Genomic DNA, 23,443 nt, shown 5'->3' with positions numbered 1-23,443 from the left:
CGCTTGCTCAGGGACGGGCGACGCGCCAGGTATTCATGACGTTGTCGCCGGTCTTGTCCCCGGGCTTGGCGTCCTTGACCCAGTAGTACAGCGGCTTGCCCTTTATCGCCCACTGCCGGCTGCCATCATCACGGGTGATGATGGTGTAGTCGCCCAGCGGCTGGGCCGTCGCGGTGGGCACCAGGGGCGGCCAGTTGGCCGCGCATTGGCCATTACAGGCCGACTTGCCGCTACCGGCGGTGTCGCGGTCGAAGGTGTAAAGCGTCATGCCGTTGGGCCCGACCAGCACGCCATCGGCGACGGTGGCGGGATGTTTTGATGTCGTGGAAGCACAGCCGCCCAGCAGGGCGGCGGTCAACAAGGCGGTCGTCAGGAATTTCATGGAAAAGCTCCGGTGATAACAGCGGATGGCTGCACAAGCATAAACACCGGTGGACCCGGGCTTACTCGAAACATACTTCCACGATTTCCGGAGAAGGGCAAGCGGCGGACGCCGCGTTTTGGAATAAGCCCTAGCGGTTGCGCGACTTCATGGCGCGTTCGACCTCGCGCTTGCCTTCACGGTCCTTGATGGTGTCGCGCTTGTCGTGCTCGCCCTTGCCTTTGGCCAGGCCGATCTCGCATTTCACCTTGCCGGCTTTCCAGTGCATGTTCAGCGGCACCAGGGTGAAACCTTTTTGTTCGACCTTGCCGATCAGGCGGCGGATTTCTTCCTTGTGCATCAGCAGCTTCTTGGTGCGTACCGAGTCGGGACGTACGTGGGTCGAAGCCGTGCCCAGCGGGTTGATCTGGCAGCCGATGATGAAGAGTTCGCCATTGCGAATGACGACATAGCCGTCAGTAAGCTGGACCTTGCCTTCGCGCAGGGACTTCACTTCCCAGCCTTCGAGCACCATGCCCGCCTCAAAGCGCTCTTCAATCTGGTAATTGAAAAGGGCTTTTTTATTGTCGGCAATGCGCACGGCCGCCGCCGCTGCCTTGGGGGACAGATTGGCGGAAGGCGCTGTGGCCGCTTTTTTGGAGGAGGATGCTTCTTTGGTGGCCATGGATAAAAGATAGGGGCGAAATCTGAAAAATACAGTGCCCGCGAAGTGGCTAATACAATTGCGCCCAGCCCTCGATTGTATGAAAACCGTTCACAAGTCCGTTTTAATCTGGTACAGCGCCGCCGAAATGTTTGGGCTGGTCACTGATGTCGCAAGGTATCCCGAGTTTCTCCCGTGGTGTGACCAGGCCTCTGTGCTGGAGGAAGACGCGCGCGGCATGACAGCGAAGGTCGGCATCTCGCTGGCCGGACTGACGCAAAGCTTCACCACCCGCAACACACACGAAAAAAACCGGAAGGTCAGCCTGAAGCTGGTCGACGGCCCGTTTTCCAAGCTCGACGGCCACTGGGATTTCACGCCTGTCGGCAAGGCCGGTGAAAGAGCCTGCAAGGTGGATTTCACGCTGCGTTATGACTTTGACAATGCCGCGCTGGCGGCACTGGTCGGTCCCGTCTTCGAAAAAATAGCGGGAAGCCTGGTGGATGCGTTTGTCAAAAGGGCTGAAGACGTCTATGGCGAAGCCTGAGGGCGGCGCGCCGCTCAAAGTTACGTTGGTTTATTCAGCGGCGCCGCGGCAGGTCCGCGAGTGGGCGCTGGAGCTGGCGGCGGGCACCACGGTGGCACAGGCGCTTGCTGCGGCCGGGGTTTTTGATGAATTCCCGGAGTTGCAGCAGGGCAGCCGCCCGGTCGTCGGTATCTGGGGCCGTAAAACTACCCTGGGGCATGCGCTGCATGACCACGACAGGGTTGAGGTCTACCGCGGACTTCGGGTGGACCCCAAGGTTGCACGCCGAGAACGTTTCAGCCGGCAGGGCGCCAAAAGCGCCGGGCTGTTCGCCAAAATGCGGCCCGGCGCCAAAGCGGGTTATTAAGAATAGAAGGCAAGAAGGCCGGATACAGCAGCCGACCTGAGCTGGCAAGGCGCCTGCAACGGCTATTTGCTGCAGCTTGCGTCAACGATACCTTGGGCGCGTTTGGATTCTTCCGCACGCTTTGCGTCATCCATGATTTCGCGGTCACCCTTGGCATTGGTCGTTCCAATCCGCACGCCTGATTGCAGGGTGCCCAAATACCGTTTGGCGCGATCGCACGCATCGGCCTTGCTTTTGGCCTGCTTTTCTTCTTCGGCTTTTTTCTTGGCAGCTTCTTCGCTATCGGCCTGCTTTTTCTTGGCTTCAAGCTCGGTGTCCTTGCCGGACACCTTGGGCGCGCTGGCTTTGCCGGCTGGTGCAGACGCTGCCTGCGCGGCCGGATCGGCTGCATTTGGGGCGGGATCAGCGGCTGCTGCCGTTCGCGCCATGCCGCCTGGTCGCTTCAGTATGTTTTTTTCCAGGATGTCGGCGGGCGGCGAACGGTCGCTATAGACCTTGCGGCCGTCTTTATCGATCCACTGCCATTGGGCAAACACTGTCAGTGAAAATGACCCGCAGGCGAGTGCCAGCAGGAGGGGGCGAAAAACGGATTTGGAGTGCATTTCGTCAGTGTAGCGCCGTGCCGTCCGGTTTTCTTCCGGCTGTTGGGTAAAGCGGCTTTTTTACAACCCTTGGCAGGCAGGAGCGAAGGCCGTGAAGGGCTGCTAGGGGTAAGTACCGACGGCGTATGACGACAAGGGTACAATCGTGTTTTTGGAGCCATCCCTATGCGCCTACTCGGCAAAGCGCTCACCTTCGACGACGTATTGTTGGTGCCAGCGTTCTCCCAGGTCCTGCCCAAGGACACTTCACTTTCCACCCAGTTCTCCCGAAATATCCGCCTGAACCTGCCGCTTGTCTCGGCGGCCATGGACACGGTCACCGAAGCCCGGCTGGCCATTGCCATTGCGCAGGAAGGCGGCATAGGCATTGTTCACAAAAACCTGACGCCCCAGCAGCAGGCAGCCGAGGTTGCAAAGGTCAAGCGCTACGAAAGCGGCGTGCTGCGCGACCCGGTGGTCATCACCCCTACGCATACAGTGCGCCAGGTCATGGCGCTCAGCGAGCAACTCGGCATTTCCGGTTTCCCCGTGATTGACGGGGGCAAGGTCGTCGGCATCGTCACCGGTCGCGACATGCGCTTCGAATCCCGCATGGATGTGCCGGTCAGCACCATCATGACGCCGCGCGAGCGCCTGATCACCATTTCTGAAACTGCTTCATTGGCCGACGCCAAGGCGTTGTTGAACAAACACCGCCTCGAACGTGTGCTGCTGATCAACGACGATTTCGAGCTCAAGGGCCTGATCACCGTCAAGGACATCACCAAACAGACCACCTTCCCGAATGCAGCGCGTGACTTGCACGGCAAGCTGCGTGTGGGTGCGGCTGTCGGGGTGGGTGAGGGCACCGAGGAACGCGTCGAGGCGCTGGTCAAAGCCGGCGTCGACGCCATTGTGGTGGACACCGCCCACGGCCACAGCAAAGGCGTGCTCGACCGGGTGCGCTGGGTCAAGCAGAACTATCCCCAGGTCGACGTTATTGGCGGCAACATCGCCACCGGCGCCGCGGCTCTGGCACTGGTGGAAGCCGGCGCCGACGGCGTCAAGGTCGGCATCGGCCCCGGCAGCATTTGCACCACCCGCATCGTGGCGGGCGTGGGCGTGCCGCAGATCATGGCCATCGACAACGTCGCCACGGCTTTGCGCGGCACCGGCGTTCCGCTCATCGGCGACGGCGGTATCCGCTACAGCGGCGACATCGCCAAGGCCATCGCGGCGGGCGCCAACACGGTGATGATGGGTGGCATGTTCGCCGGCACCGAAGAAGCCCCGGGTGAAGTGATCCTGTTCCAGGGCCGAAGCTACAAGAGCTACCGCGGCATGGGCAGCATTGGCGCCATGCAGCAAGGCAGCGCCGACCGTTATTTCCAGGAATCCAGCACCGGCAATCCGAACGCCGACAAGCTGGTCCCTGAAGGCATTGAAGGCCGCGTCCCCTACAAGGGCTCCATGGTCGCCATCGTGTTCCAGATGGCCGGCGGCCTGCGGGCCAGCATGGGCTACTGCGGCTGCCCCACCATCGAGGACATGCGCGACAAGGCCGAATTTGTGGAAATCACATCGGCCGGCATCCGCGAAAGCCATGTCCACGACGTGCAGATTACCAAGGAAGCGCCGAACTACCGGGCTGATTGAGCCTGAAAGCGGCCTGAGGCGTCTGATGAACCAGACGCCTTTTTCTTTTTTTGCCTTGGAGTAACACCCTCATGCAGCACCAGAAAATACTCATTCTCGATTTCGGCTCCCAGGTTACCCAGCTGATCGCCCGCCGCGTGCGCGATGCCCACGTGTTTTGCGAAGTTCATCCCTGTGATGTCAGCGACGACTGGGTCCGCGAATACGCCAAAGACGGCACGCTCAAGGGCATCATCCTGTCCGGCAGCCACGCCAGCATTTACGAAGAAACCACCGACAAGGCGCCGCAAGCGGTGTTTGAACTGGGCTTGCCGGTGCTGGGCATCTGCTACGGTATGCAGGCCATGGCGCACCAGCTCGGCGGCAAGGTTGAAGGCGGCCACAAACGCGAGTTTGGCTCTGCCGACGTGCGGGCCCGAGGCCACACTGCCTTGCTCAAGGACATCGCCGACTACACCACGCCCGAAGGCCAGGGCATGCTCGACGTCTGGATGAGCCACGGCGACAAGGTCACCGAAATGCCGCCGGGCTTCAAGCTTATGGCCTCCACCGACTCTTGCCCCATCGCCGGCATGGCCGATGAAGACCGCCGTTTTTACGCAGTGCAGTTCCATCCCGAAGTCACGCACACCAAGCAGGGCAACGCCATCCTCAAGCGCTTCGTGCTCGATATTTGCGGCACCCGCCAGGACTGGGTCATGGGTGACTACATCAGCGAAGCCGTCGAGAAAATCCGCGTGCAGGTGGGTGACGAGGAAGTCATCCTGGGTCTGTCCGGTGGTGTTGACTCTTCAGTGGCTGCGGCGCTGATCCACCGCGCCATCGGCGACCAGCTGACCTGTGTGTTCGTCGACCACGGCCTGCTTCGCCTCAACGAAGGCGACATGGTCATGGAGATGTTTGTCGGCAAGCTGCATGCCAACGTGATCCGCGTCGATGCCAGCGACCAGTTCCTCGGCCATCTGGCAGGCGTCAGCGAGCCCGAAGCCAAGCGCAAGATCATCGGCCGCGAGTTCGTCGAGGTGTTCAAGGCCGAAGCGGCCCGGCTTAAGGCCGGCACCGGCGGCCACAAGGGCGCCAAATGGCTGGCCCAGGGCACGATTTACCCCGACGTGATCGAATCCGGCGGCGCCAAAAGCAAAAAAGCCGTCACCATCAAGAGCCACCACAACGTCGGCGGCTTGCCTGAGCAACTGGGCCTGAAGCTGCTGGAGCCTTTGCGCGAGCTGTTCAAGGACGAAGTCCGCGAACTGGGCGTCGCACTCGGCTTGCCGCACGACATGGTGTATCGCCATCCGTTTCCCGGCCCCGGCCTGGGTGTGCGTATCCTGGGCGAAGTCAAGAAGGAATACGCCGACCTCCTGCGCCGCGCCGACGCGATCTTCATCGAAGAGCTGCGCAACTTCAAAGACGCCGAGACCGGGAAAACCTGGTACGACCTCACCAGCCAGGCTTTCACCGTCTTCCTGCCGGTCAAAAGCGTGGGCGTGATGGGCGACGGCCGCACTTACGACTACGTGGTGGCCTTGCGTGCCGTGCAGACCAGCGACTTCATGACCGCCGATTGGGCGGAGTTGCCCTACGCGTTGCTCAAGAAGGTGTCGGGCCGCATCATCAACGAAGTGCGCGGCATCAACCGCGTGACCTACGACGTCAGCAGCAAGCCGCCGGCCACGATTGAGTGGGAATGAGGAACTGACCCGTGCCCGGGCAATCCTCCTTACCCGGCTTTGATGACACGCCGGCGCCGACGGACAGACTGTTTTTCGCGCTCTTTCCTGATGCTGAGACCGCCGAGCGTATTGCGCTGTGTGCTCGGCAATTGCGCACAGAGCACGGCCTTCACGGCACGCCGCTGAAAACCGGGCGCTTTCACATCACGCTGCATCACCTGGGTGATTACGCCGGCTTGCCCCAAGGCGTCATCGAGATGGCGAGCCAAGCCGCCGCAGCGGTCAAGGCGGTACCGTTTTCCGTCACCTTTGACCGTACCGCGAGTTTCTCCAGTTCTCCGCGCAACCGACCTTTTGTCCTGCGCGGTGACGCCGGCCTTGCCGACTTGATGGCGTTCCAGCGGGCGCTGGGCATTGAGATGACCAAGGCCGGGCTGGGGCGCTGGGCGAAACCGGCCTACACGCCCCACGTCACCTTGCTTTACGACGACCGCGCGGTGACCGAACAAGCGGTTGAGCCCATCACCTGGACGGCCGGCGAGTTTGTCCTTGTGCGCAGCCTGATCGGCCAGACGCTGCACGTTCCACTGGCCCGCTGGCCATTGCGCCCCTGAGCCCGCGGTAACGGATTCCAGGGAAATTTCCGACTGGTCAAGCCGCCGCCAAATCCAGTTTTTGGCCTATGCTTCAGGCCATGTACATGCCGCCCCAATTCAAAGGCGACCGCGCAAAGGCTGCGGCGCTGATCCAGGAACACCCCTTTGCCAGCCTGATCAGCGTCGACGACGCCGGTCTGCCGTATGTCACGCACCTGCCGCTGCATCTGGAAGATCGCGGCGATCAGCTGGTGCTGCTGGGCCATGTGGCCAAGCCCAATGCGCACTGGCGCTACCTGCAGGCACGACCGCAGGCCGTGGCCACCTTTCTGGGGCCTCATGCCTACCTGTCGCCCAAGGTCTACCCAGACCTGGCGCGGGTGCCGACCTGGAACTACCTGGCCGTGCATTGCACCGTGCAGGCCACGCTGATCGAAGATTCCCTGGCAAAAGACCGCCTGCTTAAAAAGCTGATTGGCGACCATGAGCCACCTTACGCCGAGCAATGGCGTGGCCTGGGCGAAGAGTTTGCCCACAAGATGCTGGCCGGCATTGTGGCTTTTGAATTGCAGGTGACCGATCTTCAGTGCAAGGTCAAGATCAACCAGCACAGGCCCGAGTCCCACGCGGCGATGAAGGCCATGTACGCCGCCGGAAACGAAAACGAGCGCGGTCTGGCCAACTGGATGGCCCGCCTGGGCATGGCCGGCCCAGGCAAAACATCAACGGAGGCTTGAAATGCGCGCCATGTTCAGCATCGTGAGCCTGTTGGTCGTATTGGCCATCGTGGGGTTCCTGGTCAAGAAGCAGTTGGGCAGCCAGCTGGCCAGCCCACCGGCGGCTGGCGTGCCCGCAGTCTCTGGCGGCGCCACGCCGCAAGAACAAAGCCGGCAAGTGCAGGAGCAGGTCAAACAGTCCGTGGAAAGCCTGATGCAGCAGCCCCGGCCGTCGCAGGACGAAAAATAATTCAAGAAGAAAAAGGCTGTAGCCCTTTCAAGACGAGCGCAAGCAGCTATTAAAATAATAGCAAATGAATGACATCACCTTCATGCAGCAGGCGCTTGCGCAGGCCCGTCAGGCAGCCGCGTTGGGTGAAGTGCCTGTGGGCGCAGTGGTGGTGCGGGGTGGCGAGGTAATTGCCACGGGGCGTAACGCCCCGGTAGACGGGCACGACCCGACGGCACATGCCGAGATCGTGGCGTTGCGTGCGGCGGCTCAGGCGCTGGGTAACTACCGGCTGGACGATTGCGAACTGTTTGTGACGCTGGAGCCTTGCGCCATGTGCAGCGGCGCCATGCTGCATGCCCGCCTCAAACGCGTGGTGTTTGGCGCGACCGACCCGAAGACCGGCGCCGCCGGCTCGGTCATCGACCTGTTTGCCGAGTCCCGGCTGAACCACCAGACCCAACTGCAGGGTGGGGTGCTGGCTGCGGAATGCAGCGCACTGCTGCAGGAGTTCTTTCGCCGGCGCAGGGATGAGCAGCGGGAGGCATCGCGGCTGGCCCATCCGCTGCGCGACGATGCATTGCGCACGCCCGACGCCGCGTTTGATGCCCTGCCGGGCTATCCGTGGCCACCTCGTTATGTGAGCGACCTGCCGGCACTGCAGGGACTGCGCATGCATTACCTTGACGAGGGTGAGGGTGAAAACAAAGCTGGAGGAGGCGGTCTGACCTTTCTGTGCCTGCACGGTAACCCGGCCTGGAGCTATCTTTATCGCAAGATGATCCCGCCGCTGCTGCAGGCCGGGCACCGCGTTGTTGCCCCGGACATGGTCGGGTTTGGCAAAAGCGACAAGCCCAAGAAGGACAGCTTTCACAGCTTCACCGCCCATCGCCAGATACTGCTCGAGCTGGTAGAAAAACTGGATCTGCAGAACGTAGTGCTGGTGGTGCAGGATTGGGGCGGCTTGCTGGGCCTGACACTGCCGATGGCTGCGCAGCATCGCTACAAAGGCCTGCTGGTCATGAACACCATGCTGGGCACCGGGGATGCTCCCTTGCCTGCAGGCTTTGTGGCCTGGCGCGAGATGTGCGCCAGGAACCCCGAGTTTGATGTGGCGCGCCTTTTTGCGCGTGGCAATCCGCAGATGAGCCCCGCGGAGTGCGCGGCCTACAACGTGCCGTTTCCGGACAAAGGGCATCGCGGCGCGCTGCGCGCGTTCCCGCCCATGGTGCCGGATGCATCTGATGCTGACGGCGCGGCCATTTCACGCCAGGCGCGCGCCTTCTGGCACAACGACTGGACCGGCCGGACATTGATGGTGGTGGGTGCGCAGGACCCGGTGCTGGGCCCGTCCGTCATGAAGGAACTGCAAGCCCTGATCCGCGGTTGCCGCGAGCCCGTGATGCTGCCGCAGGCCGGCCACTTTGTGCAAGAGCACGGTGAGCCGATTGCGCAGCAAGCAGTGCGGTTTTTCAGCCCGCCAGCTTGAAGACCGGCAAATGCCAGCCCAGGAAAATGGCGCTCAGCCGCAGCGCCGCCACGGCCACCAGCCCGATGCCGAACGCCCAGGAGGGTCTCAGGCCCAGCGTCTTCAGAGCCAGGTACAGCACAATTCCGGCAATCGCCGCGCTGGCATAAATGTCCTGGCGCAGCAGCAGGGGGATCTGGTTGCTGCAGATGTCGCGCATCACGCCGCCGGCCACGCCGGTCATGGTGCCCATCAACACCACGATGATGGGCGACAGCCGTGCCGCCTCGGCCAGCTGCGCACCTGAAAGGGCAAACAGGGCCAGGCCGAAGGCATCGGCCACCAGCAGGGCCTGCGCAGGAATCGGCAGGAGCTGCACATAAAGCACTGTGCCCAGTGCCGCCGCGCAGATCACCAGCAGGTAGGTGGGGTTGGCCATCCAGAACACCGGGTGCCGGTTCATCAGCAAGTCCCGCAGGGTGCCTCCGCCGATGGCCGTCAGCGAGGCCAGGACCAGCACACCCAGCAAATCAAGCTGCAGGCGTCCCGCCGCCAGTGCGCCACTCACTGAAAACACGGCAACGCCGAAGAGGTCAAGCAGGTAAAGGACCATGGTTGACTCGTTTATACCTGCTGCGATCCGCGGCAGGGAAGGGGCGAAGTCCTTCGCGGGATGGGATACTTGCATCCGTGAAAAAACATATCTACATCTATTCTCCTTCCAGCGCGGTGCGCGACAAAGCAGCTTTCAAGCGTGGCGTGAAGCGCCTCGAGTCCCAGGGACATGAAGTTGAAATCGATGCCGATGCGCTGGCGCAGCATCAGCGTTTTGCCGGCGACGACGAAACCCGGCTTGCCGCCATTCACCGTGCGGCAGCCAGCGGGGCCGACATCGCCCTGATCTCCCGCGGCGGCTACGGCCTCACCCGGATCCTGCCGAAGATCAACTACAAGGCGGTCGCCAAGGCTGCCGCCGGAGGCACCCGCTTTGTCGGCCTGAGCGACTTCACGGCCTTCCAGATGGCCTTGCTGGCCAAAACCGGCGCGATGACCTGGGCGGGCCCCTCGCTGGACGACTTTGGGGCGGAAGCACCTGACGACATCATGGAAGCCTGCTTTGACGACCTGATCACGGGGCAGGGTGAAGGCACCGGCTGGCAGTTGCCCAAATCTGCTATGAATTTAATAGCTGCTTCCGCTCGTGGTCAAAAGGCTGGGGCCGGATTCACCATTAAAGACGCGGTATTCTGGGGTGGCAACCTGGCCATCCTGTCTGCGCTGGTGGGAACGCCTTATCTGCCGGCTGTCAAAGGCGGCATCCTGTTTGTCGAGGATGTCGGCGAACACCCTTATCGGGTGGAGCGCATGCTCACGCAACTGTTGCAAGCCGGCATTCTGGCGCAGCAGAAGGCAATCATTTTCGGCCAGTTCACCAACTACAAGCTGGCGCCGAACGACAAGGGCTTCAAGCTGGATACCGTCATTGCCTGGCTTCAGGGTCAGGTGAAGGCACGCGTGTTGACCGGCCTGCCGTTCGGGCACGTGCCAACCAAGGTCCTGCTGCCTGTGGGCTGCAAAACCACCTTGGTGGTAGAAGACCGGGATGCCTTCCTGCTCTGGGGCCACCAGCACTAACTGGCGTTAAAACGCCGGCCCGGCTGAGCTTCGTTGCCGGCGGCGGCGTTCAGGGCAAAAAAAAACCAGCACGAAGCTGGTTTAAAAATAGCCTTGGAGGCCAGGAAGAAAACGGAAAAAAACAGGCGGAAAAAGCGAAAAAACTAAAAGCTGGAAGGTCAGGTTGTCAGGGGGCTGGACCGGGAACTGAGGCCGCGCGGCAGCATGCCCTTGAATTTGTCGCTGATACGGCTGACTTTTTCGCGGGCAACTGTTTCTCCATGCATGGCAGCAAGCACCGCCATGATGTCGCCGCGGGTGTACCACAGGCCTTGAACGTCTTGGGCGTAGCGCACGCGGCGCGTGATCTTGGGGTAGTGCTTTTCACCAAACTCGCCAAGCTCATCCAGGATGAATTGGCGGATTTCTTCGGTGCGGTCTTCCAGAACGGAAGCAGTGACTTCACCAGTGCCCAGCAAAGCCATGAAACTGCTTTTCAGATTCGGTTTTAACCAGCGCATGTGTCTCACAACTTTCTACCGGGCATCCGTAGGGTATTTGTTCACGTTCCCGAGGAACGGTTTGTTCTGTTAGATTAAGACTGCGGCGGTTCATTTGCAAGACGTTTTGTGTGAAATGGTTAACGCAAAACAACAAATGAATCAAGGAGTTAGTAACTAGATGTCAAGTTGATTCTGGTATTGAACAGTGTTTAAATCTTTAGACTTACATTAAGTTTCAGCTGTAGACAAAAGTCACCCTTCCACCATTCGTCCCATTTTGCAGCCCCAGCCAGACCCGACATGAACAACACAATGACCGCATATCCCGCGCATTACATCAACGGCCAATGGATCAAAGCCCAGTCTTCGGAGACCCTTCCTGTCCATGATTCCAGCACCGAAGAGGTGATGGCAACCGTGCCATCCGGTACCGTCGGGGAAGCAGAGGCTGCGGTATTGGCGGCCCGTGCTGCGTTTGACGGATGGTCAGCGTTGCCCGTCGAGACGCGCGCTGCTTACCTGGATAAAGTGGCTGCCGGCATCAAGGCCCGCACCGAAGACCTGGCCGTGGCCATTGCGCGCGAGGTGGGCATGCCCCTGAAGATGGCCCGGGCCGTCCAGGTAGGAGGGCCCGCATGGCACTGGGGAAACTTTGCCAGGGTGGCCCGCCAGTTCGAATGGGAAAAGCAGGTCGGCAACTCGCTCGTGGTACGCGAGCCGATCGGCGTCGTGGGGTGCATCACTCCCTGGAATTTCCCGCTCAGCCAGATCACGCTCAAGATCGCCCCCGCCATGGCGGCAGGTTGTACCGTGGTGCTCAAGCCCAGCGAAATCGCCCCGGTCAACGCCATGATCCTGGCTGAAATCATTCACGAGGCCGGCCTGCCGCCCGGCGTGTTCAACCTGGTCAACGGTGTTGGCCCCGTGGTGGGCGAGGTGCTGGCAACGCATCCCGAAGTCGACATGCTGAGCTTTACCGGCTCTACCCGGGCAGGCAAACGTGTGAGCGAACTGGCCAGCCAGTCGGTCAAGCGGGTAGCGCTCGAGCTCGGCGGGAAGTCGGCCAGTGTCATCCTGGAAGATGCCAATTTCGAAGCTGCGGTCAAAGGCACTGTATCGGCCTGCATGCTCAACAGCGGCCAGACCTGTTCGGCGCACACCCGCATGCTGGTGCCGGCCGGGCGCTAAGAGGAAGCCAAGGCGCTCGCACAGGCAGCTGTCGCGAAATTCAGTATTGGCCCCAGCCTGGTGGAAACCAGCAAACTCGGACCGCTGGTCAGTGCAGCCCAGCGTGACCGCGTCCTCGGGTTTATCCGAACCGGCATTGAAGAAGGTGCGGATGTGATTGCCGGCGGTGCTGAGGCGCCTGATTTCGCGCAGGGCTATTTTGTCCAACCCACCATCCTGGGTATCAAGGCGACAGACACACTGGCACAGGAAGAAATCTTCGGCCCGGTCCTGGTCGTTATTTCCTACAAGGATGAGGACGAGGCCGTGGCAATCGCCAATAGCACCATTTATGGTCTTGGCGGGGCGGTGTGGGGCGGCACAGACGAACGGGCCATGAAAGTGGCACGCCGCCTGCGCACCGGGCAGGTGGATATCAATGGCGGACCTTTCAACGGTCAGGCGCCGTTTGGTGGCTACAAACAATCGGGTAATGGCCGCGAAAACGGCGTTTATGGTTTTGAAGAATTTCTGGAATTCAAGGCCATCCAGCTAAAAGCCGCCGCGGCCTGAGCTGCCTGGCTCAACCCTGCCGATTGACGGGGGTTAAAACATTTAGTTACATGTGCGGGTGCCGGCGCGCAATTTCTTCTTGTCGTAATCATGCTTATGTTTTAATTACGCAAGATAGCTACAAGCAGTTACATAGACCCTATGGCAGAAGTTACCGTCGTTTTTGCCGATCTCACCGGAAGCACCGGGGTTTTTGAATCGCTGGGCAATGCCAAGGCAACTCAGGCCATCACACGTTTGACGCAGTGGATAGGCAAGGTCAGTGTGGCCTATCGCGGCCACGTTGTGAAATACCTGGGCGACGGTGTGCTGGTGGTGTTTCCAGACAACGCAGACGCCGTTGACGCCGTAACCGAGCTGCAGCGGGTTCACCGCGACCGTATCCGGAACTGGCCCGAGCACCTCAAGATGCGGTTGCAGCTGGGTGTTGCGCGCGGAGAAATTGTCGAGCAGGACGGTGACTGCTTCGGCGACGCCGTCAATGTGGCCTCCCGGTTAAGTGACCTGTCGGGCCCGGACCAGATACTCGCGACCGAAGCCGTCATCGAAAAGCTGCCGGCCGACACACTCGTACGCTCCCGAAATCTTGGCGCCATGGATATTCGCGGCCGCACCGAAGCTTGCCTGGTCCACCGTATCGAATGGCAGGCAGAGGTCATGACCGAATCATTTACCGTACCTTCCAGCCTGACGGCGCACTCGGCCCCGCAGCCCCTGGCTCTGGCGTCGATCGAGTTGTGCTGGCTGGACATCAATACCGAGTTCGCATCAGGTGATCTGCCGATTTTCCTCGGCCGAGACCAGGACGCGCAATTTGTGGTTCAAGACCCCCGCGTGTCCCGCAGGCACGCCAGGATTGAATGGCGTGCCGGCAAGTTTTACCTTGAAGATGTCAGCAGTTACGGCACCTGGGTGCGATTTTCCGACAGCGCCGCTGTGGTGGCATTGCGCCGGCAGGAATGTGTGTTGCTGCAAGAGGGTGAGATTGCGCTGGGCGCCCCCTTTGAAGACTTCACTGTGCCTACCGTCAGTTTCAAGTTTGCCGACGGCAAAGTCCATCTTCAAACAAAATAGCGTCGTGCCGGCAGGGGCCGACCCGGTTCTGCCTGGCATGCCAACGGCTCATTGCCATGGGCATCTGGCTGCGCTATCCGTATCACCCGATGGAACATGATGGTCTGGTTCAAACGCATTTCTGCTGCGCTGCTGGTATTGCTGCTGATTGCCGCCACTGCGGCGGGTTTCTATATTTACCGGACCTTCCCGGCACTCGACGGTGAACTCCAGGCCGCGGGCTTGCGTGGCTCCGTATCGGTTGCCCGCGACACCGCGGATGTCACCCACATCAAGGCCCAGTCGCCCCACGACGCCTGGTTTGCCCTTGGTTATGTCCATGCCCAGGAGCGTGGATGGCAACTGGAGTTCAACCGGCGGGTCATGCACGGTGAGCTGTCCGAGGTGTTTGGCCCGGCCACACTTGAAACCGACAAGTTGCTGCGCACCCTGGGTGTTGTGCAGGCCGCCGAGCGCCAATGGCAGAACCTTCCGGCCGAGGGGCGCGATGCGATGCAGGCCTACAGCGACGGCATCAATGCTTTTTATCAGGGCTCTTCGCAGGCGCTGTCTCCCGAGTTCCATATCGTGGGCGTCAAACCCGGAGGCCTTTCGGGCAAAGCCTGGTCTCCCACCGACAGCGTCGCATGGTCGCTGATGATGGCGCTGGACCTGGGCGGCAACTGGGGCACCGAGTTCGCGCGCCTGTCGGCGGCCCGGCTGCTGAAGCCCGCAGAGCTCCAGCAGTTGTTTCCGCCTTACCCAGGCGAACAGCCTGCCTCGAAAGTGGACTTTGCCAAACTGTATGCGGGCCTGGGCGTTTACCGGCCCGACCTTCCGGATGCTACTAAAAAGATAGCTGCCAGCGCCCGTCAGTCAAGGTCTAGAAGGCTATTTGAGGCTGAAAATCAACCGCTGGACGTCGCATCCCTGGCTTCGAGCATCAATGATTGGGCCTTGGCACTCGGTGACGTAGAGGGCAAAGGCTCCAACAATTGGGTGGTGGCCGGCTCCCACACCGGCAGCGGCAAGCCGCTACTCGCCAACGACCCGCACCTGGGACTGTCGGCGCCGGCTGTCTGGTATTTCGCGCGGCTGCAGGCCCCCGAAGGCAAGACAGCCAACGGCGGTAGCGCGCCGGCGCTGGACGTGATCGGCGCGACATTGCCCGGCTTGCCCTTTGTGGTGATGGGGCATACCGGAAAGGTCGCCTGGGGCTTCACCAACACGGCCCCGGATGTGCAGGATTTGTACCTGGAGCAGATCAACCCCGCCAATGCACAGCAGTACCGCATACCCCATGCGGGCGGCGCAAACGCTGACATGGCCTGGGAGGACTTCAAGGTTCGCAGCGAGACGATCAAAGTGAAAGGCCAGCCTGACGTGGTGCTCAATGTGCGGGAAAGCCGCCACGGCCCCGTTCTCAGCGATGTCCAGAAGTCGCATGCCGACCTGCTCGACATCCGCAAATATGTGATTGCGCTGCGCTGGAGCGCATTGGACGCCGACAACCAGACCGTGCTGGCAGGCCTGCGCGCCAACCGGGCACAGTCTGCCCAGGAATTGCTGGCGGCATTTTCGGCCTATCACTCGCCCATGCAAAACGTCGTGACGGCGGATGTCTTCGGCCAGACCGGTTTCAAGGCGGTCGGCAAGGTGCCGCTGCGAAAACCCGATAACGACATCCTCGGGACCGCGCCGTCACCCGGGTGGGAGGCGCGATACGACTGGGCAGGCTGGGTGCCTTATGCGCAGACGCCCGAGGCCGCCAATCCGGTGATTGATGCCAAGGGCTGGTGGTCTACGGCGAACCAGCGCATTACGCCACCCGCGTACCCCTTCTTCATGGGGCAGGACTGGACCGTGCCTTACCGCTACAACCGCATCGAACAATTGCTGGCTGCCACACCCAGGCACACCATGGAGTCCATGCAAAAAATACAGGGTGACCAGTTCTCGCCGGCCACGGTGCGGCTCCTGCCTTTCCTGCAGGAAACGCTGTCGCGGTCTCCCGGCCATCCGCTGGCGGAAGCGGTACGCCGCAAGATGGCAGGATTTGACGGGACCATGGATGCCGACCGCGTGGCGCCGCTGGTGTTTGCCGCCTGGGCAGACGAGCTCACACGGGGCATCATCGGTGCAAAACTGGGTGAGCCCGCGTTCAAGGCCCTGTACGGCAAGCGCCATTTCAGGAGCACGCTGGAAGACATTCTCGAGCGTAACGACACAGAATGGTGCGGCACTGCTGGTTGTGCGGCGCAGTCTGTTGCTGCGTTGAACCGGGCGCTGGATCGCCTCCAGGCAGCCTATGGGAACGACGTAGAAGCCTGGAGTTGGGGCAGGGCGCACTTCGCGCTGTCAGCTCACAAACCATTCGGCAACGTTCCCTGGCTCGCGCAATTCTTCGATGTCCGCGTTCCTACCGGTGGGGACGCCTTTACCGTCAACGTGGGGCAATACTGGGCGACCGGGGACGCGGCGCCTTTTGCCAACCGGCAGGCCGCTTCCTTGCGGGCCGTGTATGACCTCGCGGACCTGGAGAACTCACGCTTCATTTACCAGACGGGGCAAAGCGGCCTGGTGTTTTCCGGGCGCTATCGCGACATGAAGGACCGCTGGGCCGCAGTGCAATACCGGCCGTTGCAGATGAACCCGTCAACCTACGTGCACCGGCTCACGCTGAGTCCCTGAAAGGCCTTTGAAGTCTCACGCCGGGATGGCGTCGACATTCAACCGGTCCCAGTGGCGATGCAGGGCAATGGCTGCCATGAAGTCTTGGGAAACCTGCCCCTCAGTCACTTTGCGTGCATCGGCTATCAGGACTCCTGGCGTCGGCACGTGGATCAGCTCCGGGTCTTTGCCCAGGCTGAAACCCAGTGTGCTTAAAAGTTGGGCGCCATCGTTAATGGCACAAATCGTTTTGCAATGCTTGTAGGCCTCCAGCACGAAGTGCACGGCTTCGCCCATGGCGGCCAGGGTGCCTATGCTGTCGCCTCCCCCGGGGATCAGCACTGCGTCGAACATCACGGAGGGCATATTCGTGAAGGTATGGTCCACCGCAAGCTGCCGGCCGGACGAGGTGCTAACCGTGCCCAGGTGCGGCGCGACGAGTTTGCACAGCGCACCGGCGTCCAGGAGGTCTTGCTGGATGCGCTTGAGCGCTGCGGCCTCGACACCGTCCGCGACCAGGATGGCAACTTTGCGCGTTTTGACGCTGCCGCCGGTACGGCCAACCATGCGCAAAGCCGGGTCTTCCTCGATCTTGCTGGTGATTCGGTAGTCCCGGAAACCCAGCCTGCCGGATGCCGCCTTGGGATCCGGCGGATTGATGCCCAGCGGCGTTGCAACACGGGCGGCCAGTTTCAGGTCCACATGAGCCAGGTTGTCTACCATGCGCTGGCGGATTTCAGGGACCTCCACTTTGGAGAGCTCAAACCGGAATGCCGCAACGATATGGTCTTTTTCCACCGCGCTCTGGCTGTTCCAGAACAGTGCCGCCTGGGAGAAATGGTCATCGAACGAAGGGCTGCGGCGCCTGATTTTGGGTGGCTCTACCTGTTCGGGGTACGACTGGAAGCCGTGCGCTCCACCATCAACCCTGAACTCTGTCCCATTGCCCAGCGTATTGGGCTCATACGCTACGCGCCCCTTGCTGATCGCCTGGCGGTGCATGCCGTCCCGCTGGAAGTTGTGCATCGGGCAGACGGCGCGGTTGATCGGAATTTCGTGAAAATTGGCGCCGCCCAGGCGTGACAGCTGCGTGTCCGTATAGGAAAAAAGGCGGCCCTGCAGCAGCGGGTCATTGGAAAAATCGATGCCCGGCACCAGGTGGCCGGGATGGAATGCCACTTGCTCGGTTTCAGCAAAGAAATTATCCGGATTACGGTTCAGCACCATCTTGCCGATGATCTGCACGGGCACCTGTTCCTCCGGAATCAGTTTGGTCGGGTCGAGGATGTCGAACCCCAGTTCGTCCTCCTTGCCTTCGTCCACGATTTGAACGCCCAGTTCCCATTCGGGAAAATTGCCGCTTTCGATGGCCTCCCACAGGTCGCGCCGGTGAAAGTCAGCATCTTTGCCGGMAATCTTCTGGGCTTCATCCCATGCCAGTCCGTGAATCCCGAGCTTGGGTTTCCAGTGAAACTTCACAAAGTGCGAATCGCCGCGGGCATTGATAAAACGAAATGCATGGACACCGAAACCCTCCATCATGCGGAGGCTGCGCGGTATGGCGCGGTCTGACATGGCCCACATCAGCATGTGTGTGGTTTCGGGCATCAGCGAAGCAAAATCCCAGAAGGTGTCGTGGGCACTGGCCGCCTGGGGCATTTCATGGTGCGGTTCGGGCTTGACTGCATGGATCAGGTCTGGGAACTTGATGGCGTCCTGGATAAAGAAAACGGGAATGTTGTTGCCGACAAGGTCGTAATTTCCCTCGGAGGTGTAAAACTTCACGGCAAACCCGCGCACGTCACGCACGGTATCTGCAGAGCCCCTGGAGCCGGCCACGGTAGAAAACCGCACAAATACCGGCGTTTCCACGTCCGGGTCCTGGAGAAAGGCGGCGCTGGTGTATTGCACCATCGACTTGTAGGGTTTGAAGTACCCATGTGCAGCGGAACCTCGCGCATGGACAGCGCGTTCCGGAATGCGTTCGTGGTCGAAATGGGTGATTTTTTCGCGAAGGATGAAATCCTCCAGCAGGGTAGGGCCACGCCCGCCCGCCTTCAGCGAGTTATGGTTGTCCGGAATCTGCAGGCCCTGGTTGGTGGTCAGGGCAGCAGCAGGGCCGGCAGAAAATCCCTCAAGCTGCGACTTTTTGTCTTTTGCACCTTCCGCATTTCGGCCAGGGTTGATAGCGTTGCGCTTGGATGGCGGCATGAAAAGTCTTTCTTCTTAAAAGATGGCGTCAGGGGCGGGTGAAAGGAAGGAGCGCCTGGTTTGGTAGCAGGCGGGCCGGCGGTTTGGCCGGCGCAATATAGCCGTCACGTATCGAGCAAACCTTCCAGCCCCTTCACGCAGGCCAGCAGTGCCAGTGCGGCAACGGTGCCGGCCAGGCACCAGCCCATGAGTTCCTGAAGTGCGTCGGCAAGGCCATCGGGCAACAGCATTGAACACAAAAACAGGCTTGCTGCGCAGACAAGGGCGGTGAGAAATGCATGGACGAGGTCGATATCCCGGGGGCTTGCATGAATTCGCCAGGCGGTGAGCAACCCTGCTGCCATGCCTGCCAAAAGTCCGCCCATCAGTTTCATGGTGATTCCCCGTTTGGTTTGCGCTCTACCGGTTTGTGTCCCGGTGTCGTTGTCTGGTGCATAGACCATACTGGCCCACAGATCCATATCCAGTAGCCGGATGCCGGTGCGCCCTGTAAGGCCTTTCTTCTCCTGGCGTAAGACATGGCTTACCGTTTCGGCGTGTGCAAAATGTTCATGTGGACGCCAGGTTTCAGCGCTTGGCGGCGCGCTGGCCTTTTCTCCTACACAGGCATGCTCGTCCTTCCGGCACAAACTGGAAGACGCTTCGCTTAAATTTGCAGCCATGAAAGACATCCATGCCCAGTTGCAGACGGGGATACGCCGATGACGTTGCCAAAAATGAAGACCTATGTCGTAGAGGACAACCCGACCATCCGCGAAAACCTGATCAGTACGCTGGAAGAACTCGCTCCGGTGGAAGCGGTTGGAACGTCTGATACTGAAGAGCAGGGGGCAGAGTGGTTGATGCGCAACCAGGCGCAATGGGATTTGGCCATCGTCGACCTCTTTCTCAAGAAAGGAAGCGGTCTCGGGGTATTGCAGGCTTGCCGCGCGCGCCGGCCGCTTCAAAAAATAGTGGTGTTCAGCAACTATGCAACACCCGAAATGCGCAGGCGCTGTGCAGAGTTGGGTGTCGATGCGGTATTTGATAAATCGACTGAAATCGACTGCCTGCTGGCTTACTGCGTGACTCAAAGCCAAAAACTGGACCGGGTTGCGAATGACGAATCCGAGCTCCAGCGAGCCTGAAACCGGGGAACAGCATGAATGAATCCGCAGTGTTAACAGGCCAGCCTACGGATGGGGCTGTTTACCGTTCCGGTGCAGGTCCACGCAAGCTGTCAGAAGATATTTTTCCGTCCGCCGAAGAGGCCGTATTGGCGGAGCAGACCCATGGAGCAGGCGGTTTTCCATCCGACGCCCGGGCGACCCGGCTACAGCCAGTCCGCGCCCACGATAAGCGGGCCCTTCTCACGAGTTCTCTTCGAATCCAGGTCGCGGAATACCCGTGCCGCTCGGCATTGATGGCCGCCGCCGCCGGCGCATTGGCCATGATCGTGCTGCGATCACAGCTGCGTCGCCGCGCTGGTCCGCACTTGCCACGCTGGATCAGATAACTCCTGGCCCCGGAGCATCCAATGCAACTTCATGTTCCCGTTCCAGAACCCAGTCCCGGCACCCCGGGCATCCATGTTCCCACCGAGGTGCCGCCGGTGATTATTCCTCCCGCACCTGGCGCGCCGCCTGAGGTCAATGATCCACCGCCGGAGCCGACGCTACCGATTCGCGAGCCGGCTACCAATGTGCCGCCGCAGGCGGTTTAAACCTATCTCCGGCCCGCGCGGGCACTCAGCGCAATAGCTTACAGGGCGGCCTGCTGCCGCTGGTATTCAGCCCTTTTCATGGTGAGATAAGTGTTCTTGTCTACCTCATGAAGCTGCCGCGCGTACTGCTCCGTGGCATCAAACCAATGCAGCATACGCGCTTCAAGTTGCTGCGCGGCTGGTTTGTCCACAGCGGCGAGGTAAGCTTCAATCGCCAGGTAATAACGCATGGTGTTGCGCTCTACCGCGCCGCGCATCCCGCCTACATGCGTCATGCTCTGGTCTTGCCGTATTTGGGTGAATCCCACTTTTCCATTGCCCACCGTGGCAAGGTAGCCCTGCATGGCCAGGCGGCTGGTGATGCCGTAGCCATAGGAGTAACCCAAATGAATGAAGGTTTTTCCACCAGGTAGCGGAACCGCCTGCAATTCGATCCGGTAATTGCTGGTCCCCAGCGGCCCTTTATCGGCATTGAGTTGGGCGCCCAGATAGTCCGAAGAACTGGCGGTCAGTCGATAGTTGAATTGCAACGCGAATGAGTCCTCCAGCTGCTGTGCGGTTTTTTTGCCGATATTCATTTTCAGGGTGCTGGGGCTGCTATCAGAACTGGCGTGGCAATATTTGGTGTTGATATGGAGCATCAGCATTTCGCACCAGCGATTAGGACTTTTGAAAGCGGCGCTAACCGTATTGAAAGGGGAATTCAGTACAGCATACGCACTTCCACTGACCGTGTTGGTGCCTTCTGCAGACTCCAGAAAAAGCGGCCTGTGGTAAGCGTTCTGCGCCAGCTGCCCGGCCAATGCCACATGCTTTTCGAGCAGGGCAGCGGCGTGGGGTTCTGCGGAAACAGCGGCGGCTTGCTGCGTTTGCGCGGCAGCCGGCGGCAGGTATGTGCCCAATGCCAGGCAACAGGTGACCACGAGGGGTTTGACGTTGCTCATGATCTCAGTGTGCCAGTGGAAAACAGGCAATTGGGCCATACGCTCCATCGTCCTACATTTATCGCCGAAAGAGGGAGGGAGGAAGGGAGGGAATGGGAGCCCAAAAAGATGTGGTCAGGCTTGTGCCGCTTCGGCCAGCCTGTCTGGCGTTGTTTGGGATGCTTCAAATAGCAGCGCGATCCGATTTTCCGTACGGGTCAGGCGCACGGCTTCCCGCAGCGCCAACGCTTCCAGGTCATGCCATTCAAGTTGCCGATACGACGACTTCTCAGGCACCCGCGCCGGTGCGGACGCACTCTGTTCAACCAATGAAGCCTGAACGGAAACGAAGCCCTCGGTGAATTCAGTTTCCATGAGCAGTGCCCTGGGTCCGGTGGCCGTGTCGGTCAGGGTAATGATCGCAGCTGTTAACACATTACGCAGCGCCGACTGGGACAGCTCAACATCGGGCTGGCCGGTGTTGTCGACAATGGAAATGCCCTTGAACGAGAGCTGGGTTGCCACCATGCCCAGGCAGTCCGCAATGCCTTCTGCGACTTTGACGGACTTGTTTTCGCGCGGGGCAAGCCAGCCCATCAAATCAACGCAGGATGCGGCCGCCTCTTTGGATAACGCCATGATGTCGCGTGCATTTCGCAGCAACGTTTCCTGGTCTGTGTCTGCTTTCTGCAGTCGCCTTTCCAGCATGGCCGCAACCATGGCAATCGGCTGCAGCGTTCCCGCCAAATTGTGGCGGATCACGGGGGCAAGCCGCCGCAGGAGTGCGTATTGCGCGGCCTCCGTCACGCATCTTGCTGATGCCGTCTCCTGGATTGATGTGCTGTGAAATTGAGCATTCATGGTGCGGGTGCCGTTGGAAATTCTCCAATAAAACTGCAAGGTCGGTTGCAGGGCTTCGCCATTTTTGAACACATCCTGCTGCGATATTTTCAAGGCGTAACTTCAAAATATACAGCGTTTGAATCGAGGATCGTGTAAGCCAAAACCTACAGTTGAACAGGCTGTGACTGGCATGCCGAAAATTGCTGAACCCTAGGTAAATAGTGTGGGCTTTTATTGTCATTCTGAATGTTCGCGAGTAATCTCGGCACCCGTTTCTACAAAACGTTACCTTCAATACAGGATGAATGATATGGAGGCACTGGCCAAGCTTTCGGTGGTGGAGCGCGACACTGAACTCAAGTTCATTCTCAAATCCCTGAGCGCGTTGCGGCGGGGCGAACTCGCAGTCACACTTCCGACCGAATGGGAAGGCGTCTACGGGAAAATAGCCGCTGAATTCAATCAGCTGTCGGCCATGACGGCGGCGACCACGAGCCGCTGCAAGGGACTTGCTACCAAATCCCGCTCCGCAGCGCGAGTGAGCCGCCGTCTGCCGGAAGAAAAATTATCCGGCTTCTGGCTGGAAAACGCTGTCGCGGTTAACACCGTGCTTGATGACGCCGATACGGCAGCAGACCAGGCAAAAATTATTCTTGCGGCGTTGACCGACCTTAAAAAAGGCGATATGCATGCGTCGTTGCCGCAGGACTGGACGGGTGTACCGGGCAAGGTTGCAGATGCATTTAACGATGTCGTTTCCGAGAATGTCCGGATGGCGCGAGAACTGGAGCGATTGAGCCGGGTGGTCGGAAAGGAAGGCCGCTTGAAAGAGCGTGCATTCGTGCCTGATGCGTCCGGCTTCTGGCGCGACTCTGCCGAATCCATCAATTCCCTGATAGCGGATCTGGTTCATCCAACCAGCGAGGTGGCGCGTGTGATTGGTGCCGTCGCCCAGGGCGATCTGTCCAAGAGCATGGCCCTCGAAGCAGAAGGCAAGGCGCTGGAAGGCGAGTTCCTGCGTACGGCCATGATCATCAACAAGATGGTGGAGCAGCTGGGGACCTTCTCAGCTGAAGTGACGCGGGTGGCACGAGAAGTGGGCACCGAGGGCAAGCTGGGCGGGCAGGCCGACGTGCAGGGCGTGGCCGGTACCTGGAAGGACTTGACCGATTCGGTCAACTCCATGGGCTCCAACCTGACGGCGCAGGTGCGTAATATTGCCGAAGTGACGACGGCTGTGGCGGCCGGTGACCTTTCGAAGAAGATCACGGTGGACGTGAAGGGCGAGATTCTGGAGCTCAAGAACACCATCAACACCATGGTGGACCAGCTGCGGTCCTTTGCCTC

23 protein-coding genes and 1 pseudogene are annotated in these 23,443 nt (G+C 60.3%); 15 read left to right on the top strand and 9 right to left on the bottom strand.

All coding sequences use genetic code 11. From position 1 onward, the window contains the following. Positions 1-7 precede the first annotated feature (7 nt). Together AC1D11_RS00120 and smpB are read right to left on the bottom strand one after the other, a co-directional pair. Entirely contained in the window at positions 8-382 is a 375-nt protein-coding gene (locus AC1D11_RS00120; RefSeq protein WP_477649395.1) for a COG4315 family predicted lipoprotein, read from the bottom strand. A gap of 130 nt (positions 383-512) precedes the next feature. Further along, positions 513-1,046: an SsrA-binding protein SmpB gene (smpB, locus tag AC1D11_RS00115; RefSeq protein ID WP_477649394.1), complete on the bottom strand. Its 534-nt coding sequence runs from the start codon at positions 1,044-1,046 to the stop codon at positions 513-515. Positions 1,047-1,125: 79 nt separating this feature from the next. Here smpB and AC1D11_RS00110 point away from each other — a divergent pair, with 79 nt between their 5' ends. Then, complete coding sequence (locus AC1D11_RS00110) at positions 1,126-1,572, top strand: type II toxin-antitoxin system RatA family toxin (protein WP_477649393.1); 447 nt, start codon at positions 1,126-1,128, stop codon at positions 1,570-1,572. Continuing rightward, entirely contained in the window at positions 1,559-1,918 is a 360-nt protein-coding gene (locus tag AC1D11_RS00105; RefSeq protein ID WP_477649392.1) for an RnfH family protein, read from the top strand. Before AC1D11_RS00110 ends, AC1D11_RS00105 begins: the two co-directional genes overlap by 14 nt. A 62-nt stretch (positions 1,919-1,980) precedes the next feature. On the opposite strand, the gene AC1D11_RS00100 is transcribed toward AC1D11_RS00105, so the two are convergent. Next, positions 1,981-2,520 (bottom strand): DUF4124 domain-containing protein, encoded by a 540-nt coding sequence (locus AC1D11_RS00100; RefSeq protein ID WP_477649391.1) that lies wholly within the window; start codon positions 2,518-2,520, stop codon positions 1,981-1,983. A 165-nt stretch (positions 2,521-2,685) separates the two neighbouring features. On the opposite strand from AC1D11_RS00100, the gene guaB reads away from it, so the two are divergent. From guaB to tadA, 6 genes are all read left to right on the top strand, one after another. Continuing rightward, complete coding sequence (guaB, locus tag AC1D11_RS00095; protein ID WP_477649390.1) at positions 2,686-4,155, top strand: IMP dehydrogenase; 1,470 nt, start codon at positions 2,686-2,688, stop codon at positions 4,153-4,155. A 71-nt stretch (positions 4,156-4,226) separates the two neighbouring features. Then, entirely contained in the window at positions 4,227-5,846 is a 1,620-nt protein-coding gene (gene guaA / locus AC1D11_RS00090) for a glutamine-hydrolyzing GMP synthase (RefSeq protein ID WP_477649389.1), read from the top strand. A gap of 11 nt (positions 5,847-5,857) precedes the next feature. Then, the gene (locus tag AC1D11_RS00085; protein ID WP_477649388.1) at positions 5,858-6,442 is read left to right on the top strand and encodes a 2'-5' RNA ligase family protein; all 585 of its coding nucleotides are present in this window, start codon (positions 5,858-5,860) and stop codon (positions 6,440-6,442) included. Positions 6,443-6,522: 80 nt separating this feature from the next. After that, entirely contained in the window at positions 6,523-7,161 is a 639-nt protein-coding gene (locus tag AC1D11_RS00080) for an FMN-binding negative transcriptional regulator (RefSeq protein ID WP_477649387.1), read from the top strand. A 1-nt stretch (position 7,162) separates the two neighbouring features. Then, positions 7,163-7,390, top strand: a complete 228-nt coding sequence (locus tag AC1D11_RS00075; protein ID WP_477649386.1) for a hypothetical protein — start codon at positions 7,163-7,165, stop codon at positions 7,388-7,390. Positions 7,391-7,454: 64 nt separating this feature from the next. Continuing rightward, on the top strand, positions 7,455-8,858 hold the full coding sequence (gene tadA / locus AC1D11_RS00070; RefSeq protein WP_477649385.1) for a tRNA adenosine(34) deaminase TadA: 1,404 nt from the start codon (positions 7,455-7,457) through the stop codon (positions 8,856-8,858). On the opposite strand, the gene AC1D11_RS00065 is transcribed toward tadA, so the two are convergent. After that, a complete protein-coding gene (locus AC1D11_RS00065) occupies positions 8,842-9,450 on the bottom strand; it encodes a trimeric intracellular cation channel family protein (protein ID WP_477649384.1) in 609 nt (202 codons plus the stop codon). The genes tadA and AC1D11_RS00065 overlap by 17 nt on opposite strands. Positions 9,451-9,527: 77 nt before the next feature. On the opposite strand from AC1D11_RS00065, the gene AC1D11_RS00060 reads away from it, so the two are divergent. Further along, complete coding sequence (locus AC1D11_RS00060) at positions 9,528-10,472, top strand: LD-carboxypeptidase (RefSeq protein WP_477650918.1); 945 nt, start codon at positions 9,528-9,530, stop codon at positions 10,470-10,472. Between the two features lie 158 nt (positions 10,473-10,630). Here AC1D11_RS00060 and AC1D11_RS00055 read toward each other — a convergent pair whose 3' ends face one another. Then, positions 10,631-10,972 carry a hypothetical protein gene (locus AC1D11_RS00055; RefSeq protein ID WP_457282784.1) on the bottom strand — a complete coding sequence of 114 codons (342 nt, stop codon included), beginning with the start codon at positions 10,970-10,972 and terminating at the stop codon, positions 10,631-10,633. 294 nt (positions 10,973-11,266) lie between these two features. On the opposite strand from AC1D11_RS00055, the pseudogene AC1D11_RS00050 reads away from it, so the two are divergent. The 3 genes and pseudogenes from AC1D11_RS00050 to AC1D11_RS00040 all read left to right on the top strand — a co-directional run bounded on the left by AC1D11_RS00050 (position 11,267) and on the right by AC1D11_RS00040 (position 16,438). Then, positions 11,267-12,694, top strand: a pseudogene (locus AC1D11_RS00050) (aldehyde dehydrogenase family protein). Between the two features lie 141 nt (positions 12,695-12,835). Then, positions 12,836-13,768: an FHA domain-containing protein gene (locus tag AC1D11_RS00045; protein ID WP_477649382.1), complete on the top strand. Its 933-nt coding sequence runs from the start codon at positions 12,836-12,838 to the stop codon at positions 13,766-13,768. A gap of 99 nt (positions 13,769-13,867) precedes the next feature. Then, positions 13,868-16,438, top strand: coding sequence for a penicillin acylase family protein (locus AC1D11_RS00040; protein ID WP_477649408.1), 2,571 nt, complete (start codon positions 13,868-13,870; stop codon positions 16,436-16,438). A gap of 15 nt (positions 16,439-16,453) precedes the next feature. On the opposite strand, the gene katE is transcribed toward AC1D11_RS00040, so the two are convergent. Next, positions 16,454-18,628, bottom strand: a complete 2,175-nt coding sequence (gene katE / locus AC1D11_RS00035; RefSeq protein ID WP_477651414.1) for a catalase HPII — start codon at positions 18,626-18,628, stop codon at positions 16,454-16,456. A gap of 104 nt (positions 18,629-18,732) precedes the next feature. Continuing rightward, positions 18,733-19,290, bottom strand: coding sequence for a hypothetical protein (locus AC1D11_RS00030; RefSeq protein WP_477650920.1), 558 nt, complete (start codon positions 19,288-19,290; stop codon positions 18,733-18,735). Between the two features lie 54 nt (positions 19,291-19,344). On the opposite strand from AC1D11_RS00030, the gene AC1D11_RS00025 reads away from it, so the two are divergent. Further along, positions 19,345-19,755 (top strand): response regulator transcription factor, encoded by a 411-nt coding sequence (locus tag AC1D11_RS00025; RefSeq protein ID WP_477650921.1) that lies wholly within the window; start codon positions 19,345-19,347, stop codon positions 19,753-19,755. Between the two features lie 389 nt (positions 19,756-20,144). Beyond that, positions 20,145-20,330 carry a hypothetical protein gene (locus AC1D11_RS00020; RefSeq protein WP_477649378.1) on the top strand — a complete coding sequence of 62 codons (186 nt, stop codon included), beginning with the start codon at positions 20,145-20,147 and terminating at the stop codon, positions 20,328-20,330. Positions 20,331-20,368: 38 nt separating this feature from the next. Here the strand turns inward: AC1D11_RS00020 and AC1D11_RS00015 are convergent, their stop codons facing one another. Continuing rightward, complete coding sequence (locus AC1D11_RS00015; protein ID WP_477649377.1) at positions 20,369-21,139, bottom strand: hypothetical protein; 771 nt, start codon at positions 21,137-21,139, stop codon at positions 20,369-20,371. Positions 21,140-21,388: 249 nt separating this feature from the next. Next, positions 21,389-22,207, bottom strand: a complete 819-nt coding sequence (locus AC1D11_RS00010; protein ID WP_477649376.1) for a hypothetical protein — start codon at positions 22,205-22,207, stop codon at positions 21,389-21,391. 199 nt (positions 22,208-22,406) lie between these two features. Here AC1D11_RS00010 and AC1D11_RS00005 point away from each other — a divergent pair. Beyond that, positions 22,407-23,443, top strand: a 1,037-nt coding sequence (locus tag AC1D11_RS00005) for a HAMP domain-containing protein (RefSeq protein WP_477651413.1), incomplete at its 3' end; no start/stop codon positions are given.

It is taken from the genome of Polaromonas sp. P1_E11 (assembly GCF_056405995.1).
Note: the sequence above shows the minus strand (reverse complement) of the source record. Positions and strands in the feature narration are given on the sequence as shown.

What these genes read in the sequence shown, in the direction of transcription:
- AC1D11_RS00120 (WP_477649395.1), bottom strand. Translation starts at nt 382, where the DNA reads ATGAAATTCCTGACGACCGCCTTGTTGACCGCCGCCCTGCTGGGCGGC.
- smpB (WP_477649394.1), bottom strand. Translation starts at nt 1,046, where the DNA reads ATGGCCACCAAAGAAGCATCCTCCTCCAAAAAAGCGGCCACAGCGCCT.
- AC1D11_RS00110 (WP_477649393.1), top strand. Translation starts at nt 1,126, where the DNA reads ATGAAAACCGTTCACAAGTCCGTTTTAATCTGGTACAGCGCCGCCGAA.
- AC1D11_RS00105 (WP_477649392.1), top strand. Translation starts at nt 1,559, where the DNA reads ATGGCGAAGCCTGAGGGCGGCGCGCCGCTCAAAGTTACGTTGGTTTAT.
- AC1D11_RS00100 (WP_477649391.1), bottom strand. Translation starts at nt 2,520, where the DNA reads ATGCACTCCAAATCCGTTTTTCGCCCCCTCCTGCTGGCACTCGCCTGC.
- guaB (WP_477649390.1), top strand. Translation starts at nt 2,686, where the DNA reads ATGCGCCTACTCGGCAAAGCGCTCACCTTCGACGACGTATTGTTGGTG.
- guaA (WP_477649389.1), top strand. Translation starts at nt 4,227, where the DNA reads ATGCAGCACCAGAAAATACTCATTCTCGATTTCGGCTCCCAGGTTACC.
- AC1D11_RS00080 (WP_477649387.1), top strand. Translation starts at nt 6,523, where the DNA reads ATGTACATGCCGCCCCAATTCAAAGGCGACCGCGCAAAGGCTGCGGCG.
- AC1D11_RS00075 (WP_477649386.1), top strand. Translation starts at nt 7,163, where the DNA reads ATGCGCGCCATGTTCAGCATCGTGAGCCTGTTGGTCGTATTGGCCATC.
- tadA (WP_477649385.1), top strand. Translation starts at nt 7,455, where the DNA reads ATGAATGACATCACCTTCATGCAGCAGGCGCTTGCGCAGGCCCGTCAG.
- AC1D11_RS00065 (WP_477649384.1), bottom strand. Translation starts at nt 9,450, where the DNA reads ATGGTCCTTTACCTGCTTGACCTCTTCGGCGTTGCCGTGTTTTCAGTG.
- AC1D11_RS00055 (WP_457282784.1), bottom strand. Translation starts at nt 10,972, where the DNA reads ATGCGCTGGTTAAAACCGAATCTGAAAAGCAGTTTCATGGCTTTGCTG.
- AC1D11_RS00045 (WP_477649382.1), top strand. Translation starts at nt 12,836, where the DNA reads ATGGCAGAAGTTACCGTCGTTTTTGCCGATCTCACCGGAAGCACCGGG.
- AC1D11_RS00040 (WP_477649408.1), top strand. Translation starts at nt 13,868, where the DNA reads ATGGTCTGGTTCAAACGCATTTCTGCTGCGCTGCTGGTATTGCTGCTG.
- AC1D11_RS00030 (WP_477650920.1), bottom strand. Translation starts at nt 19,290, where the DNA reads ATGGCTGCAAATTTAAGCGAAGCGTCTTCCAGTTTGTGCCGGAAGGAC.
- AC1D11_RS00025 (WP_477650921.1), top strand. Translation starts at nt 19,345, where the DNA reads ATGAAGACCTATGTCGTAGAGGACAACCCGACCATCCGCGAAAACCTG.
- AC1D11_RS00020 (WP_477649378.1), top strand. Translation starts at nt 20,145, where the DNA reads ATGCAACTTCATGTTCCCGTTCCAGAACCCAGTCCCGGCACCCCGGGC.